Origin of the sequence: Arcanobacterium canis, from assembly GCF_029625435.1 — a bacterium.
GTDB classification, from domain to species: Bacteria; Actinomycetota; Actinomycetes; order Actinomycetales; family Actinomycetaceae; genus Arcanobacterium; species Arcanobacterium canis.
Map to the genome: position 1 here is coordinate 426,560 of NZ_CP121208.1, position 16,285 is coordinate 442,844.

Sequence of the window (16,285 nt, forward strand, 5' to 3'; positions counted from 1 at the left end):
GCGTCACGTGAAAAGGTCACGGCCGTGGTAGTCACCAGCGGCCGTGATTTTGCTTATGCCCGTTCAACCCTCGATGCGATCGCACACCAGAGCCATTTGCCCACACAGACTATCCTGGTTGCCACTGCACCCCTGACGCGGGATCTATCAGATAATTCGCGCCATGAGGTGCTTCCAAATTTTTCCTTTATCTCAGCCCAAGGTGTACACAACTTTGCTCAGGCGGTGAATGTTGGCCTCAAAGACGTCGGTGATGACGGCTGGATTTGGCTCCTTCACGCAGATTCCGCTCCGCAGAGCGAGGCGCTTGACCACCTCTTGCGTGCCGGTGAGCACTCTCCTGCAACCGCAATCGTGGGAGCGAAACAAGTCAGCTGGGATGCAAATACCCTCCTTGAAGTGGGGATCCGAGCCACGCGCAGTGCGAGACGTGTACCGGAAGTCGTCCAAGATGAGCGTGACCAGGGCCAGCTCGATTCGCGTAGCGACGTATTGGCTGTGGGAACTGCCGGGATGCTCGTTCGCGCGAAGGTGTGGAATGAACTGGGCGGTTTGAATCCTGACTTTGGTCCTTTTGGTGATGGCTTGGAATTTTCGCGGCGAGTACGTCTTGCCGGGCATCGCGTCGTTGTCGTTCCCTCGGCTGTGGTTCGTCATGCGCAACTGTCCCTTCCGCGTTCCTTTGCCCAGCGACGTCGGGCACAGCTAGTCAATTCACTCATTGCAGCGCCCAGCGCGCTCATGCCTGTGCTATGGCTGGGATATATCCTCGGGGCGCCGATCCGGGCGATGATCCGACTGGCAATGAAAGAACCTCAACTCGCAGTCGCTGAACTTCGTGCCGGGGTGGGGCTTCTTGGTTCGTTTGGGGCAGTATCGCGAGGCCGGGCAGCTCTGCCTTCCCACACCGTGCGTCCGCTTGGACAGCTTGAGGATTCGCCACGTGACGTGCGTGCTTTCCGACGTGAAGCGAAGCGTTCGGCTGAAGAAGCTCAGATGCTTGCCTTGCGTCCTTCATCCCTGGAGCTCAAGGCTCGTGCGGAGCTCAAAGAACGCACTCACCGGATGGCAGTTCTCGCTCTCATCCTTGGGATAGCTGTGACATGTATTCTCCATCTGAAAAATCTCACTAGCGGGGTACTTGTCGGTGGTTCACTAGCGCAAGACACACATACGGCGTCGGAGCTGTGGCAGATCATGTTCTTGGGATGGAGTCCGGTAGGTGATGGCAGTTCTGGTGGCTTGGATCCGTTCTGGTCACTGATGATTCCGTTTGTGTGGATCGCCGGTGCCTTGGGCGGGACTCTGGCAGGGGTTGCGACCTTCATCCACGTGATTTCGCCGGTTCTGGCTGCGCTCGCGGCGTTCCGTGTCGCCGGCGTTTTGACGACCTCTGCACCCATGCGTCTCATTGCTGCTGTGGTGTGGATCACCGCGCCGCCATTCCTTGAAGCCCAGACTTTTGGGTTCCTCGCCGCAAGTGTGATTCACGTTCTTCTGCCACTAGCTGTCAGTTCCTTTGTGCGTGCTTGGCGGGGACAAATCCATCAAATTTTTGCCTTGGCATTGGTCAGCGCGGTCCTCACAGCTGCCACGCCCATTTTTGTTGTGATCGGCATTGTCTTGTCGATCACTGGTCTGGCAGCTCGCCGCAGACAACGGTTGCGCTGGGGGTGGGTTGCATTGCCGTCGTTGACGGTCTTTGCCTCATCATGGTCACTCGCCACGGATCACCCAGCGGCGTTCTGGCTCTCAACTCCGGGCGTCCCGGCTCTTCCCGGAGGGGGACAACCAGCGACGACGCTGTGGGACTTTTTCGCTTCCAACTCGGTGACATCTCAGCCTTCCTCGTGGCTTTTGCTTTGCGGCCCCATTGTTGTCGTCTGTACGAGCGTGCTGTGCCTGGTGCGACACACTGCTGTTGGACGGTGGGGATGGGTGATTGCGGCAGTTGGTTTTGCTCTCGCTGGTCTATCGCTGCAGGTCAATGGCGTGTGGGTTGCCTCTTCGTCATCGTTTGTCACTACGGGAACGCTCCCACAGGTGGGCCTTTCCGTTGCGTGGCTTGGGTTCACGCTCGCGGTGCTGGCCGGTACTTACAAGTTGCGTTCAATGAGCCGCGGTCGAGCGTTCGGCGTTGCACAGGCCGGTGCCCTCGCCCTCGTCGTCGCGCTTGTTGGTTCCTCGCTGGTGACGGCGACGACGTGGGCGATCACCCATCGTTTCGCAGACGCTCTGGATTCGACGTCGGAGCGGTTGCCTGCCATTGCACAACCGCTACAATCTGGAAACAACAAACAGCGCGTGCTGGCTCTGATCGCCACCGACAACGCGGTGCGTGGAGAAGTGTGGCGACGTGATGGTATTGAAATGAGCCAATACTCTCGCCTTTCTCGTCCGGTTGCGGACACAGCGAACACCGAATTAGCACAGGCCATTGCAGATCTTGCGGCCGGCTCGACGTCGGCGATGAACACGCTCAAGCGTCACAACATCGGTTTGGTGCTCGTTCCTGCGAGCAAAACTACTGTGCATACACGACTGTTGGCGTCATTAGGAGCGAACTCGGGCCTAGAGTTTATCGCTCAGACTCAGGTAGGAACCTTCTGGCGCGTGTTCCCCGCGCCTGCCCGGGTCACCCTTGACGGAGAGCCAATTGGCTCTGGTGTTATTAATGTCCATACTGATATTCGCCCTTCACGGGAAGGAATCGTTCGTTTGGCAGAGCGGACTGATCCACGATTCGTGGCCACCCTTGATGGGGAACCGTTGAAACGCGCCGACGATCCGTGGGCCAATGCGTGGACGGTCCCGGCCCGCCCTGGAAAACTTGAGATCAGGTACGACAATCCCGCTCATCGGGCGCTCGTTGCGGTGACGATCACTATGTTTGTGTTCACCGTCATTGGAGCATTGCCTATCTGGCGTCGTAAGGGAGTGACTGAATGAAAAAACTGATCGCCACGGTCACGGTCACTGCGTTGGCAGCGTTGGGAGCGGCTTCGCTCTTCCTGCAGCCGAGTCAGTCGCAAATACTTGGGCCGAAGGAACTTCCGACCCAAGGAGGTACAGCCTCCCTCGTCTGCCTGGGAGGCGTGACTCCTGGAGTGAAAGCAGGGGTGTCCGCATCGAAGACCGATGCACGACTTTCGGGCCAGGGACTAGTTCTGAGTACAGCAGCAGGCGGGACATGGAGCGATTCGTCAGGAAAGCGTCGTATTTCCGTCGGAGCGTTGACAGATCCAACGAAGTCAGTGCTCGGTGTCGGTGATGCACGGGGGGTGGCGACGTTTGATACGAATGCACTTCATGACGCCGTCGTTGCGGGATCTTCCTCGCACGAAGCGGCAGCGGGGGATTTGCGTTCGCTGGCGGTCAGCCCGTGCATGTGGGCGACCTCAGATATGTATCTTGTTGGCGGATCAGGCGGGGTTGGTTCTGCCAATCGCTTAGTGTTATCCAACCCGTCACCGACAGCTGTTGCGATTGATATCCAGGGGTATTCGGCACGCGGGCCGATACGCCTAGGTGGGGCGAGCCAAGTTGTTCTCGCTCCCGGTGGTTATCAGGAAATCTGGCTCGATGGTCTGATTGAGGCGAAAAAGGAAGTAGCTCTTCACCTGTCAACGAAATCAGGGAAATTTGGAGCCGTCATCCAGACGTCTGCCCTTGAGGGAGCCAAACCTGCGGGTGTTTCCTTCGTTTCTGCGTCCTCCTTCGGCCGAAACCTTGTTATTCCTGGGCTCAGTGTCCCGGCGCAAGGAGACTCCTTGCTTCCAGATCGTGGGTGGAGCGGCACCGTTCGACTACTCAATCCGACCGATCACCCAGCAACAGTTGCCCTTTCGACAATTTCTGTATCAGGTAGGCGTCCGCTTCAAGGTGCCCAGGATATTGAGATCGTCCCCGGCGGAGTTCTCGATCTGACACTCGATGGTCTCCGGCCGGGAGATTATGCGCTCCAGGTGGCGTCGAACTCGCCGGTGAGTGCGGCGGTGGGAACATCAATCACGACCTCGGGCGGCACAGACACAGCATGGGCAGCTGCGGTGCCAGAGTTCTCGCGCTCAGCTGCAGTGGCATCAGGGACTTTGCACTTAGTTGGCGAGGGGAGAGCCGAGGTGACGACCTATAAAAAAGACGGCAGTGTGCTTGCCACGCGTTCAGTTAATGTGAAGGCTCTCGCCACAGTTGACATTACCGATGCTGCGGCTGTGAGCGTGGTGGCATCGACACCTATGCGCGGAGCAGTTGCAGAGAAATCTGATACCGGAATTGAATGGGTTCCCTTGTCTGCGTCTGGTTCAAGTGCAACCTCACTCGATGTCCAACTCCTGAACTAAAAGTAATCGATATCCTCGGCACGTTCACCGAGCACAGATGCCACTTGGTCGACGACGACATCGTGAACGACGAGCCGTGGTTGAACACTGCGCTGTGCTGCGGTTTCAATCGGACGGCGGTAAAAAATCAGTCGGCCGCGCTTACCCATTCCGCGATCGAAGGGAAGGAAACGAGCCAAGGGAATTCCATCTTCCCATGGTGCAGGATCAGATTCGGGAACATCGAGAACAGCGACATCAAGGTCCGCGAGGCGACCACCAAGATGCTCATTGAGGGCCGCAAATTCAGCGGCGATGAGGTCATCGAACTTATCAGCGCGCGTGCGCCAGGCAGGCAGGGCAGGATCTAGGAGAAAACCACGGATCCCTCGCCCGTGGCGGTCTCGATATTTGCGTCTCATCACGCGTTCATCCTATCGTGGTCACAAAAAAGGTGGTAACTTCGCATCGTGCAAGGAATTCGTAGGTGTTCACGTAAAAATTGCCCCAATCCGGCCGTGGCAACAATGACGTACGGGTATGACGAGGCAACAGCTGTTATCGGGCCGCTTTCTCCGATGATCCAGCCAGGAACGATTGACCTCTGCCAATCACATGCACAATCAGTGACGATGCCAGTTGGCTGGCAGGTTATCCGACTCCAAACAGAATTCGAAGAGGCGCCGCCGTCTTCCGATGACCTTCTTGCACTCGCTGACGCGATCCGAGAAGCCTCGCGCACTGAGGTTCCTCCGCCCACCCCTGCGAAGCGAGAAGTTCGCCGGCCAACCGATGTTATCCAGAAAAATCCGCGCCCACGTTTCGCTGTGATCGACGGTGAGGGCGAGGCTGAGGACATCGAGTCACACTCGGGGTTGTCAATTCATCCGGTTGAAGAATAACTACTCCACTGAGTACGGCAACGTCGCGACTCGTTTCCTGACACTTTCAGCTCGGTCGAGTTCGTCGAGTGCGCGTGTGGACTGAGCAGTTGCCACTGCGTGAAGGGCTCCTGCAATAAACGTCTCCGCAGGTATTTTCTGGTCGGGAGGAGGACTGACGTAGTTCCACAATGCGGCAGCGAGTGCCCGTGAGCGCTGGGCGCGAGTGTGAGGCTCAAGCTTGTTCATGATCGTCAGGTGCTCGGTGGCATCGTTGATTAACGACGCCGGTGTGCCCTGAACCTGCACAATCGACACCCACTGCTCGAGGGGCGGACAAACGAATTGTGCTGTGGCTGCGGTTGACGAAACTCGACGGATAACAAGGGTGCCAGCAAGGAAATCCCCCATGCGACTTCCGGTGCGAGAGAGTGCGCTGACAATCGTCGCAAGAGCACCAAAAGTGAGCCAGATTTCTGCGATTCCGACCAACGAGCGCAAAATCGCTTCACGAAAGGTGATCGCTCCGCCGTCGGTGCGGACAACTTGTGTCCGGGTGGCAAGTTTTCCCAAGCTACGGCCGTTTGTCAGCGCTGTGACAAGAGCTGGGATGAGTAACATCACCGTCGCAACAGCAACGATGCTGATCGCTTTCGACTCAGGTGCAGTGAAATCGACAACGTCGGTGACTGACAAAGAAATCAGGACGCCACACAGGACAATGAACAGAAGGCCGTAGTCGATAAAACCCGACAACATCCTCGAAAGCACGGTGGCCGGAGGCAATTCGAGTGCCACCCCATCGCCAGTGGTGATGGAATCGTTGGGAAATGGGGATGGTGTGTTCACACCGCATATTTTATCGAATCGTGCATTTTATGCGAAAATGCGAATATGTACCCGATCGCATTTGCCCGTGCTCACGATGCTCAGTGGAAGCGCTTAGAACAACTGGCGCGTCTGCGACACCGCAATGGGCTAGAATCGGAAGAATTTTTACGCCTTTACCGAGAAGTGTCCGGCCACCTCGCCTACCTGCGGACAATCAATGCACCGCAGGTGTACACCCTTGAAGTTTCGCGCATCCTTGCGATGTCTCGCTCTCGGCTGACCGGAGCGCGCCGGTCAAATTGGGCAAGTGTGGCACAATTTTTTGGCCACGAACTTCCTCGCGCATTCTTTCGAGTCCGGTGGTGGGCAGCAGGATTTGCTGCCCTAACGCTCGTTATCGCGCTCGCGACGGGGGTCTTTCTGTCCACGCACACGCAGGCTTTCGCTGCGCTCGGTAGTGAGCAGGAGCTCGAACAAATTGCGACGGTTGAATTTGCTCAGTACTACACCGAGCATTCTCATGCTGATTTCACCGCAGTGGTATGGACGAACAACGCCTGGATTGCCCTGGTCTGTGTGGGTGCGGGGTTCACGGGGGTCTTTCCCATCTATATGATCTGGCAAAACGCACTCAACTTGGGAATCATGGGCGCGATTATGGCTCACTTTGGACGCCTCGACACATTTTTCTGGTTGATTTTGCCACATGGTCTGATGGAACTGACAGCGATTTTCTTCGCTGCTGGTGCTGGTGTGAAATTGTTCTGGACGATCCTTGTTCCCGGTCCGTACCCTCGATCCGTCGCCCTTGCGCGTGAAGGAAAGCAGACGCTCCTCGTCGGCTTGGGACTGGTGGGAGTCCTTGGTATCTCAGGTCTCGTGGAGGGTTTCGTGACGCCGTCCAATTTGCCTGCATTAGTCAAGGTGGCCATCGGAGCGATTGTTCTGATCACCTTTATCGCCTGGTACGAAATCGGAGGTCGTGCGCGCTGCGAGGTTCGTCACTCAGTCCAGTACTCTGCCTGATCAGAGTGCTCCAGCCGCTTTGAGCATGAGATATTCATTGGCGATTCGAGCCGGAAGCTCAGATGCGGGCGCATTCACGACACGCACTGCACGCTGTGCGAGTTCGGCTTGATATCCCAACAAATCGAGGTATTCACGTGCGTCAGCAGCTCGAAGATAAGCGTTCCAGACTGCGTCAGGTGAGGTTTCAAGTGCCTCAATGACTGCATTTGCGACGACGACGTGGCAGGTTGCACGCAACGCAACGAGATGGTCGAGATTGACGGTTGTCGGGTCTGTGATCACGATGATCACGGAGGGCCGTTGCTGACGCACTAGTGGTATGAGAAGGCGAAGATCTGTCGCCGCTGCACTTGCCTCAACGTTCGCTAGTGCGGCGCCGACATCGGCCACCGGGTTGTGGGAGTGCTGGGCACTGACGTATGCGCGGATCGCATTGTCTAGCGCGACGACTGTGAGTGCGTCACCTGCTGTGGAGACAAGGGCGCTCATCAGAAGAGCAGTGTCAATGGCCGCATCGAAACGCGGTGAATCGCCAGAGCGCAAGGAGAGTCCTCGTCCGGCGTCGAGAACAACCATGATCTTTCTGTCTCGCTCCGGCAGCCAGGTGCGCACAAGAGTGCGCCCGAGCCGAGCAGTGGAACGCCAGTCAATCGCGCGCACGTCGTCGCCGGCGACGTAATCGCGCAGAGAATCAAACTCAGTGCCTTCGCCGCGGTGGAGCAAAAGTGAGTGGCCGTCGAGCTGGCGCAGTTGCTCCAGGCTTGCGCCAAGAAGACGAGCGGAAGTGAAGGCAGGTAACACGAGAATTGTCCATGCGGTTGGCCGTGTGGATTGTCTACCAGCGAGATGAAGTGGGCCACGGGTGCGTACCGTTATTGCAGAAGACGACAGGGTTCCTCGGCGTGTCGGACACATCGTGGCCTGAGCTAGCGTTGAGGTGCGAGTATCGAAGGAGTGACGCGTGGGAGTAAGACCAGCTGATGGCACCCATGCGTCGCGAAATTCCCCAACGATCCGTGTTCTTGAAGTCACGGTGTATGCCACCTGAGCACATTTCCCTCGCCGTACCGACGCCGGAGCATGACGTTCGATATGTATCTGTGCCGGCGATGGAGCCAAGAGCGCATCCACGACGCATACCAGCGCAAGGAGCAGCAGATATGCCACCACCGCCATCCAAGATGTGCTCATGACGGCCACGATAATACTTCCGCTGGCTGCGAGCACAGCAGGTAATCGCAGATACATCAGCGCGGTACCGCCACGGAAGCCGTGATCTGTGAGATCACGTCGTGTGGGCGAACGCCGTCGAGTTCTGCCTCGGGGCGCAAGACTATTCGGTGGGCGAGGGTCGGGAGTGCAAATCCCTTGACATCGTCGGGCGTGACGTAAGTACGTCCCTGGAGCCACGCCCAACTGCGTGCAGCTGCGAGCAAGGACATTGATCCGCGAGGTGAAGCTCCTGCCATCACCGTCGGGAGAGATCGTGTGGTGTGAACGAGATCCACGATGTAGCCCAGGACTTGCTCGGAGACCTCGACCTGTGACACTTCATCGCGAGCCTGGCGAATATCATCAGCATTTGCCACGGCCGTGATTCCCGCACTGGACAGCTCTGTGGGATCGAAGCGGGCCGCATGACGTGCCAGAACTTCGAATTCGACGTCGCGCGAAGGTAGAGGGAGCTGAATCTTCATCATGAAGCGGTCGATCTGTGCCTCCGGGAGAGGATACGTTCCGGCATGTTCGATGGGGTTTTGAGTGGCAATGACGATGAAGGGATCGGGAAGAAGCTTGATGTGGCCATCCACACTGACGTGGCGTTCAGCCATCGCTTCGAGCAGAGCTGCTTGGGTTTTCGGTGGCGTTCGATTGATTTCGTCGGCGAGGAGGATCGAGGTGAAGACTGGCCCTGGGCGGAAGGTGAACTCGCCAGAGTGAAAGATGAGCGAGCCTGTTAAATCACCTGGCATGAGGTCTGGCGTGAACTGGACACGAGTATGGGGGAGAGCCGTCGCCATCGCGAGCGATCGTGCCAATAATGTTTTCGCAGTTCCCGGCACTCCTTCAAGCAGGACATGACCAGATCCGAGGAGTGCGACAAGTACACCTGTCACAGCATGGTCATTGCCCACCACTGCCTTGGAGATTTCATGGCGAATGGCCACAAATTTTTCGTGTGCTTGGCTCATAGCGCTCCTTCGAGTTCGCGTTGTAGTTCCACTAACTGGCTGTCGGTGGTGATCTGACGTGTGTAGAGAAGTTCGGTGAGTTGCTGAGGATCACGTGCGGTGTGATGCGCCAGCGTTGTGACCACCGTTTCTGGGGTGGCATGTCGGTTAAGCCCCACTGTTTTCGCGACACGTGCAATTGATGCTGCCCGGAGAATGGCTGCTGCATGGCCAGGGTCACGTGAGAGGGAATAGGCCAGTGCTAATCCACGGCGTGATTCACGCGCATCGACGATGGAGGGCAGACGTTCAGGAACGAGGGGGCCAAAGCGCCGTCCGAGGACAACTGCGCCGAAGGCGGCGATTCCTCCAGCTCCAATTAGAGCAGGAATAAGCCACGGATAGGTCAGAGGTTGGTCAGCTTTCGGCGTGGGCGTGTGCCAGACACCTCGTACACTCACCCATATGATGTTGCGGTGAGAGCCAACAATATCCAGACCGAGCGCCGCATTGTGGTGGGTTGCCAGATGTGCATTTGTCAGTAGTGAGCCATCAGCAAGCAAAGTGACGTTGGAACGTTGAGAAATTGCCACGCCGCCGTCGGCAGCAAAAAATCCCGGGCCGGGGATGACTTGGCGAAGAGGGCCGATTGTGCGTGCAGCAAAGTGGGTGTCGGAAGAAGTCGCTGTTGTTGCGTCGATCCAATATGGTGCGACGTCGTAGCCCCAGTTCTTTAAGGAGGCGGTGGTCTCGTCGGAGATAATGACGATATGTGCCTGCGTGTTTTTCACCTGTCTTGCTTGGGCGGGAGTCATCGCTGACGCGACGGACCAGGGGAGAACAAGAGTGGAATCGCGGGACAAGCGAGCCACCGCGTCGGAAATTGAGGTGGTGTAGGAAATTGATGCGCCGTTGTCCTCGAGCAAAGCGCCTAGCGCTCCCGCTCCTTGCGGGCGTACGGCGTCGGGTGCCAAAGCATCCTGATTGGCCGGCCTGGGTGAGAGAAGTAACGCCGCAGTGACGAGGATGAGGATTATCGCGGCAATGATCACGAAATGACGTTTCCTCATGGATGCACCGCCCAAGCAGCACGTGCGAGGTGACGAGCAGCGGCGACGTCCTCATCATGTGCGTGTGCATGTCCATAGGCGATGGCGTTAAAAGTGTTGGCCACTGCGCTGGCGTCAATGGAAGTGGCGCTGGCTGCTGTTGCTACTTCAGTAGCTGTCATGGCTGATGACAGGCGAATGACACCGATTTCATCGAGTCGCGTCATTGCGGCGCGGAAGTAAGTCAATACCTGCAGGTCAGGATCGTTATGTGAATCAGCGGCTTGCAACAGAAGAGCAGCCGTGTCGGCAGGAGGTGACTCAGATGTCAGCAATGCATGTGGGTGCGGTGTCCGGCGCAATGATCGAGCAATGAGAGCGATCACTAACACAGCGACAACAATGGCAACCACAATCCATAGCGGTGACAGCCACGAACCTGTGCCATCGCCGTCGCCAGAAGAAAATTGTTCAAGTAACCAACGCCACCCGCGCGAGAGCCAGCTCTCGCGCGGGTGGTATTTCGATTTGGCGAGCTCCGCCTCCGCGGCGCGCTGCGCGTCGGAAGGATTAATGCTCAGCCGCAACATCAGTTCTCCACGTAAGCAGCCGGAGTAACTGCCTCACGGATGATGCGCATGTTGATGTACAACACCGCCTGAATCGATAGGAAGAAAGGAACGAAGAATGCTGAGAGAATCGCTGAGGAAATGAAACCAACGATCGCGCCAGTCAGCGGCGATGCGCTGTCTGGCGCGAAGGCAGCGGTCAAAATCACGGAGATCAGACCGAACACCACAGCAACCGCGATCACGATGCCAATGATTCCCAGCCCCAAGAGGCACAAGTACCCGGTTGAGCCGCGGGTGAGCTTCCACGAGCGTGCCATAGCGGCGAACACACCCTTGCGCTCGACAACCATGACGGGATAAATCACAAACAGTCGCGCGTAAAGCGGGTAGAGAGCAATGAAAAGGAGCAAAACGAGAGCAAAGACACCCAAGATTGCGCCGATAGCGGTAGCGACCTCATTCGGGTTGGACGAATTGACGCGTGACAGTGCGTTGATCACCGTAGCGAAGAGCAAAAGTCCAACCACGGTGGTCACAACGACTGTGGCGAGAACCTGGAAAATCAAAGCATGGAGCACCGTTTTCCCGGCCCCACGCCCGGCGTCAGCTGCAGCTTCAGAGAAGGAAACTTTGCGTCCGAGAGCGCCTTTGATAGTGGCACGCGTTGATGCACCGGTCATCAGAGCAACCAACGCTGCTCCGATGAAGAGCCCGATGAGGATTGACCACATGCTTGTTCCATCCAATACCTGCGCCATTTCAGGCGTTGTGGTGGCGGCAGGTGATTCATTAAGAAGATAGGAAGCTGCAGAATCAACGACGAGGCCCACAAGCCAAATCAACATGGGTACGCCGATAAGTGCTGCCGGATTAAAACGGATCGTGCGCATCGCGGCGTCGAATGTTTCGCCTACTCCGAGGGGGCGTAGCGGAAAGAGTGACGTCGGAGCGCCCAGAGATTGTGCCGGTTGTTGGCTGTACTGCGGATAGGACTGGCCCATACCTGCGTTTTCCTGCGGTTGGCTGTAGGAACCAAAGGGCGCAGATGGGGTAGGGCCATCTGACTGATACGGATTTTGATCCCAGTGCGGGGTTGAATCTGATTCAAAAGGGTTATTGGATGGGGGCGTTGTCATGGTGGTTCCTTTTATGTCTGGGTGACACATTTTTGACACTATCTGCCACCATCGTAGCGTAGGTACACATATGCATCGCATGTGATCGACGTATTGAGAAACCTCCTGGTGCGGGCTCTATCGTACGTTTGCCCTAGTCGAAGTTCGCGCAAACGTGGATAATGGAAACAGTGATCGAAAGGAGAAGGAATGAGCTTGCGCATCCTCGTCGTTGACGACGATCCGGGTATTTCGGAGATGGTGGCAATTTTGCTGGAGTCTGAGGGATACCAAGCCACGGTGTGTGCAAACGGTGCCCATGTGTTGCCACTTTTCCGGGCAGAGCACCCCGATCTCGTCCTTCTCGATGTGATGTTGCCTGGGCTCGATGGCGTCTCGGTTTGCCGTCAGCTGCGCGAAGAATCTGATGTTCCCATCATCATGATGAGTGCAAAAACCGATTCAGTGGATGTTATCGCTGGTCTCGAAGCAGGAGCTGACGACTACGTCACTAAGCCATTCGAAAACTCTGTTCTTCTTGCACGTGTCAAAGCGCGCCTGCGTCGGCAAGAACCGGAAGCGGATGTTCTCAAAGTTGCCGATCTCACTATTGATCTCAAAGGCCACGAAGTACGGCGGGGAACAGAAGTATTGCATCTGACTCCGCTTGAGTTCGATCTTCTCGCCGTCCTCGCGCGTAAGCCCTTCCAGGTCTTCTCCCGTGAAGAGCTTCTTGAGCAGGTGTGGGGTTATCGCCATAGCGCGGATACGCGACTCGTGAATGTCCATATTCAGCGTCTGCGTGCAAAGGTTGAGAATGATCCTGACGATCCTCAGGTTGTGCTGACAGTCCGTGGCGTTGGGTACCGTGCGGGGGCTGCGGCTCAGTGAGCCCACAATCGTCGAACGCATTCTTCGGCCGCCTCTCGCACCGAATTGCGTCGTTGCGTGAACGCTGGCAATCATCGCTCTCCACTCGAACGATGGTCATCATTGTGGTCGGCGGTATCCTCGGGTTTTTTATTGCTGGTGCAATTGTCGTGAGTCAGATTCGCGGAGCGGTTTTCAATGCTGCTCTGCAGACGAATATTGAGCAATTCTCTGCCGATGCGACGATCGCTCAAGATCGCTTCACGCAAACATCGTCGCCGACGTCGGGGCAGCTCCAGCAGGTGGCAAACAGTGTCGTGTCCTCAATGTACGATCCCACCCGCGGATTGATCGGCTCAGTGCTAGTGCGCTCAAATGGACAAGGTGCTCCATCGGTCCAGATTCTTGAGCCGCAGGTCGCGACCTCAACCCAAATACGGTCGTTGCTTACCTCCGAGCTGCGCTCAAAGACGACGGCCGGGCAGGTGAGCTACATGTCTGTGGCAGTTCCTGGCCAAGAGAGCGAGTCTCCCGGTCTGATTTTGGGCACAGCGCTCAATATTCCGTCTGCCGGCCAGTATGAGCTTTACGCTGCGTATTCATTGTCCTCTCAAGAATCGCTGATCCGTTCAACATTTCGTGTCCTGACCTTCTCTGTCGTGGCATTAATCGTGCTTCTCGCATTTGTGTCGTGGCTGATCATGCGTCTAGTCCTCAGACCTGTCCAAGAAGCATCCGCAAGTGCGCATCAGCTCGCCGAAGGTGAATTTGAAGCGCGGATGGAAGTGCGGGGAACGGATGAACTTGCCCAGTTGGCACGATCGTTCAATCAGATGGCTTCCTCGCTTGAGGATCAGTTCACAAAGATGGAGCGAATGTCGAAAGTCCAGACGGACTTTGTTTCAGCAGTGTCGCACGAGCTACGCTCTCCGGTGACGACGATCCGCATGGCCGGCCAACTGATCTTCGATAAACGAGAAGAACTGTCGCCGGCGTTGCGACGAAGCGCTGAGCTTCAGCACGATCAATTGAAGAATCTGGACATGATGCTGTCCGATTTGTTGGAGATTTCCCGTTACGACGCCGGTGGCACCTCACTTGCCACAAAGCCGACCGACGTCGGCGAACTCGCTCGAACCGTGATCGAACTGGCCGATCCGCTCGCTCAAGATAATGGAGTGGCGGTATCGATCAGCGTGGAGGGAAATCCAGAAGCGGAAATCGAGCCTCGTCGAATCGAACGAATTCTTCGTAACCTTGTTGTCAATGCGCTCGAACATGCTGAAGGAAACCCTGTATCAGTACGGATCGTTGGCAACGATACGGCTGTGGCCGCCGAAGTGATGGACTGGGGAATTGGGCTGGACGAAGAACAAGCAGCGCATGTCTTCGATCGTTTCTGGCGTGCAGATTCCTCGCGTGTGCGCAAAACCGGTGGGACCGGACTCGGCCTGACAATTGCGAAAGAGGACGCCCTGATTCACGGAGGCACGCTTGAAGCAACAGGTGTGATGGGAGTTGGATCGACCTTCCTCCTGACGATCCCTAAGACTCCTCATGCGCCCTTTGTGGCGCCAATTGAGCTGGTAGCGCCGGAACCCCGAACAGCTGACCTCACTGCACTGACGATGCACGATGAGGAGGAACAATGAAAAAGCTCTGTGTGCTCTTGGCCGTTTTTAGCCTAGTTCTCGCTGGGTGTGCAGCATTGCCGACGTCGGGGCCGGTGTACGTGACAGCGAAACCGTCGGCGTCGAACGGCAAGGTGGGCTTTAAGGCACAATCTCCATCCGAAAATGCCACTCCTGAAGAGATCGTTCAAGGGTTTTTAGCTGCCTCTGCCGTGGGATTTTCTAATGACTTTTCGGTTGCGCGTGAGTTCCTGACCCAATCTGTTGCGTCCAAGTGGAATCCGCGCGTCCAAGTACGTATTTACCCCGACGTCGATAATCAATCGTTTTCGCGTGCGAAATCGGGTGCTGTTCGTTTTACTGCGTCGGCTTCTGCCACCTTGGATACCGACGGCGAGTATCAATCTTCCGCTCCCGATTCGACAATCGTCTCCGAATTCTCACTCGTCAAGAATGCGCAGAATCAGTGGCGAATCGCGGCTCTCGATGACGGTGTGATGATGCCCGAATCGCTTTTTTCCTCGATCTTCCGCTCCGTGTCGGTCTACTTCCTGTCCCTGAATTCGGACGCTCTTGTGCCCGTGGTGTACTACTTCCCAGAAGACCGCGCTGCGACCTCGGCTTTATCGGCGCTTCTGTCTGGCCCGCCGTCGTGGTTAGCAGGCGCCGTCAAAAGCGCGCTGCCCAAGGGAACCGCCCTCGCTACTCCGCAAGTCGATGTTGTCGATCAAGTGGCCAGAGTGAGCCTGACAGCCGAGGCTGCGGGCTTGCATGATGCAGAGTTGGGTCTGATGGCGGCGCAGGTCAATGCAACGTTGAAAGGCCTAGGAGGTATTTCTGAGGTTCAGGTGTCCTCCGGTGGTGCTGAGCTCGATATGTCAGCGAGTGCAGATGTACCGGTTTACCCCTATGGTCAATACCCGCTTCTTGGAATGGCAAACAATGAGATCCACGAACGCGGTGTGCGTGATTCAGGCAGTATCGCTTTTGCAGTGGATCCGGCCTTGAAACTGACCCACCTGGCGCAAACCTACGATCCGCATGGGCCAGTGATTGCGCTCGGCAATGGCTCTCACTCCGTCTATTCCATTTCCCAATCGGGAGCAGCTCATTTGCTGATGAACTCACGTTCTTCGCTTGTGGCGCCATCCACAGACCGACGCGGGTACGTATGGAGCGGGGCAATCAAATCTGACGGAAAGATTTTAGCGACTCCTGTGCGGGGAGGCCCGGTGATGTCCTTCGCTGTTTCCGCGCTCGCGGGTACGGAGGTTATCGGTGTGAGAGTGTCGCGTGACGGCACACGCATGATCATTGTGGCGAATGCTTCTGGGACACCGAGTGTTTTTGTGGTGGGAATCTTGCGCGATGCGAACGGCGTACCGCTAGGGTTCGCAGATGCAGCGCAAATGGGCGTGCGTCTGAAGGCAATTTCTGATGTCGCATGGGTTGACGCCTCCACGCTTGTCATGATTGGACTTGAGGCTGGAGCGAATGATCCGGCTCTGTACAGCGTGCCAATCTTTGGGCCAATTCGACGCCTACCGGGCACCTTTATCCCGAAGTCAGTTACTGCTGGTCGCGGACTTGACTCGGTGGTGGTCGAAACTCCCGACGCCTTGCTTGAGTTTGATTCGGGTGCATGGCGCAAAATCACGCCGGTTCTGACGCAACCCGCCTTTCCTGGCTAAGGTGTGGATAACGCAGCGGTGCGTGGGCGTGCTGCCACTAATCTAAGCTGTATGTGGAGATCGTTACTGAACCTCATTTTTCCTTTGTGGTGTGCCGGATGTGGCTGCTGGGATACTGCCTTG

Annotated in this window: 14 protein-coding genes; 7 read left to right on the top strand and 7 right to left on the bottom strand. The window is 56.7% G+C overall.

Going from position 1 to position 16,285, the window contains the following annotated elements; all coding sequences use genetic code 11:
• The first annotated feature begins 24 nt into the window (after window positions 1-24).
• Both P7079_RS01850 and P7079_RS01855 read left to right on the top strand, forming a co-directional pair.
• Entirely contained in the window at window positions 25-2,949 is a 2,925-nt protein-coding gene (locus P7079_RS01850; RefSeq protein WP_278013146.1) for a glycosyltransferase, read from the top strand.
• Window positions 2,946-4,343, top strand: a complete 1,398-nt coding sequence (locus P7079_RS01855; RefSeq protein WP_278013147.1) for a DUF5719 family protein — start codon at window positions 2,946-2,948, stop codon at window positions 4,341-4,343. The genes P7079_RS01850 and P7079_RS01855 overlap by 4 nt, the downstream gene beginning before the upstream one ends.
• Here the strand turns inward: P7079_RS01855 and P7079_RS01860 are convergent.
• Complete coding sequence (locus P7079_RS01860) at window positions 4,340-4,744, bottom strand: metallopeptidase family protein (RefSeq protein ID WP_278013580.1); 405 nt, start codon at window positions 4,742-4,744, stop codon at window positions 4,340-4,342. The genes P7079_RS01855 and P7079_RS01860 overlap by 4 nt on opposite strands.
• Before the next feature lie 105 nt (window positions 4,745-4,849).
• Here P7079_RS01860 and P7079_RS01865 point away from each other — a divergent pair, with 105 nt between their 5' ends.
• Window positions 4,850-5,224 carry a DUF3499 family protein gene (locus P7079_RS01865; protein ID WP_278013581.1) on the top strand — a complete coding sequence of 125 codons (375 nt, stop codon included), beginning with the start codon at window positions 4,850-4,852 and terminating at the stop codon, window positions 5,222-5,224.
• Here P7079_RS01865 and P7079_RS01870 read toward each other — a convergent pair whose 3' ends face one another.
• Window positions 5,225-6,052 (bottom strand): RDD family protein, encoded by an 828-nt coding sequence (locus P7079_RS01870; protein ID WP_278013148.1) that lies wholly within the window; start codon window positions 6,050-6,052, stop codon window positions 5,225-5,227.
• 45 nt (window positions 6,053-6,097) lie between these two features.
• Here P7079_RS01870 and P7079_RS01875 point away from each other — a divergent pair, with 45 nt between their 5' ends.
• Window positions 6,098-7,060, top strand: coding sequence for a stage II sporulation protein M (locus tag P7079_RS01875; protein ID WP_278013149.1), 963 nt, complete (start codon window positions 6,098-6,100; stop codon window positions 7,058-7,060).
• On the opposite strand, the gene P7079_RS01880 is transcribed toward P7079_RS01875, so the two are convergent.
• The 5 genes from P7079_RS01880 to P7079_RS01900 are packed head-to-tail and all read right to left on the bottom strand — an operon-like array spanning window position 7,061 to window position 11,991.
• A complete protein-coding gene (locus tag P7079_RS01880) occupies window positions 7,061-8,254 on the bottom strand; it encodes a DUF58 domain-containing protein (protein ID WP_278013150.1) in 1,194 nt (397 codons plus the stop codon). It lies immediately after the preceding gene.
• A 56-nt stretch (window positions 8,255-8,310) separates the two neighbouring features.
• Entirely contained in the window at window positions 8,311-9,255 is a 945-nt protein-coding gene (locus P7079_RS01885; RefSeq protein ID WP_278013151.1) for an AAA family ATPase, read from the bottom strand.
• Window positions 9,252-10,304, bottom strand: coding sequence for a DUF4350 domain-containing protein (locus P7079_RS01890; protein ID WP_278013152.1), 1,053 nt, complete (start codon window positions 10,302-10,304; stop codon window positions 9,252-9,254). The genes P7079_RS01885 and P7079_RS01890 overlap by 4 nt, the downstream gene beginning before the upstream one ends.
• The gene (locus P7079_RS01895) at window positions 10,301-10,873 is read right to left on the bottom strand and encodes a DUF4129 domain-containing protein (protein WP_278013153.1); all 573 of its coding nucleotides are present in this window, start codon (window positions 10,871-10,873) and stop codon (window positions 10,301-10,303) included. The genes P7079_RS01890 and P7079_RS01895 overlap by 4 nt, the downstream gene beginning before the upstream one ends.
• On the bottom strand, window positions 10,873-11,991 hold the full coding sequence (locus tag P7079_RS01900) for a DUF7847 domain-containing protein (RefSeq protein WP_278013154.1): 1,119 nt from the start codon (window positions 11,989-11,991) through the stop codon (window positions 10,873-10,875). Before P7079_RS01900 ends, P7079_RS01895 begins: the two co-directional genes overlap by 1 nt.
• Window positions 11,992-12,180: 189 nt before the next feature.
• Here P7079_RS01900 and mtrA point away from each other — a divergent pair, with 189 nt between their 5' ends.
• Genes mtrA through P7079_RS01915 form a run of 3 tightly spaced genes read left to right on the top strand, consistent with a single transcriptional unit; the run spans window position 12,181 to window position 16,162 of the window.
• Window positions 12,181-12,861 (top strand): MtrAB system response regulator MtrA, encoded by a 681-nt coding sequence (gene mtrA / locus P7079_RS01905; protein WP_278013155.1) that lies wholly within the window; start codon window positions 12,181-12,183, stop codon window positions 12,859-12,861.
• Window positions 12,858-14,492 (top strand): MtrAB system histidine kinase MtrB, encoded by a 1,635-nt coding sequence (gene mtrB, locus P7079_RS01910; protein WP_278013156.1) that lies wholly within the window; start codon window positions 12,858-12,860, stop codon window positions 14,490-14,492. Before mtrA ends, mtrB begins: the two co-directional genes overlap by 4 nt.
• On the top strand, window positions 14,489-16,162 hold the full coding sequence (locus tag P7079_RS01915) for an LpqB family beta-propeller domain-containing protein (RefSeq protein ID WP_278013157.1): 1,674 nt from the start codon (window positions 14,489-14,491) through the stop codon (window positions 16,160-16,162). The genes mtrB and P7079_RS01915 overlap by 4 nt, the downstream gene beginning before the upstream one ends.
• The last annotated feature ends 123 nt before the right edge of the window (window positions 16,163-16,285 follow it).

What these genes read in the sequence shown, in the direction of transcription:
- P7079_RS01900 (WP_278013154.1), bottom strand. Translation starts at nt 11,991, where the DNA reads ATGACAACGCCCCCATCCAATAACCCTTTTGAATCAGATTCAACCCCG.
- P7079_RS01915 (WP_278013157.1), top strand. Translation starts at nt 14,489, where the DNA reads ATGAAAAAGCTCTGTGTGCTCTTGGCCGTTTTTAGCCTAGTTCTCGCT.
- P7079_RS01885 (WP_278013151.1), bottom strand. Translation starts at nt 9,255, where the DNA reads ATGAGCCAAGCACACGAAAAATTTGTGGCCATTCGCCATGAAATCTCC.
- P7079_RS01875 (WP_278013149.1), top strand. Translation starts at nt 6,098, where the DNA reads ATGTACCCGATCGCATTTGCCCGTGCTCACGATGCTCAGTGGAAGCGC.
- P7079_RS01880 (WP_278013150.1), bottom strand. Translation starts at nt 8,254, where the DNA reads ATGAGCACATCTTGGATGGCGGTGGTGGCATATCTGCTGCTCCTTGCG.
- P7079_RS01895 (WP_278013153.1), bottom strand. Translation starts at nt 10,873, where the DNA reads ATGTTGCGGCTGAGCATTAATCCTTCCGACGCGCAGCGCGCCGCGGAG.
- P7079_RS01865 (WP_278013581.1), top strand. Translation starts at nt 4,850, where the DNA reads ATGACGTACGGGTATGACGAGGCAACAGCTGTTATCGGGCCGCTTTCT.
- P7079_RS01890 (WP_278013152.1), bottom strand. Translation starts at nt 10,304, where the DNA reads ATGAGGAAACGTCATTTCGTGATCATTGCCGCGATAATCCTCATCCTC.
- P7079_RS01855 (WP_278013147.1), top strand. Translation starts at nt 2,946, where the DNA reads ATGAAAAAACTGATCGCCACGGTCACGGTCACTGCGTTGGCAGCGTTG.
- P7079_RS01860 (WP_278013580.1), bottom strand. Translation starts at nt 4,744, where the DNA reads ATGAGACGCAAATATCGAGACCGCCACGGGCGAGGGATCCGTGGTTTT.
- mtrA (WP_278013155.1), top strand. Translation starts at nt 12,181, where the DNA reads ATGAGCTTGCGCATCCTCGTCGTTGACGACGATCCGGGTATTTCGGAG.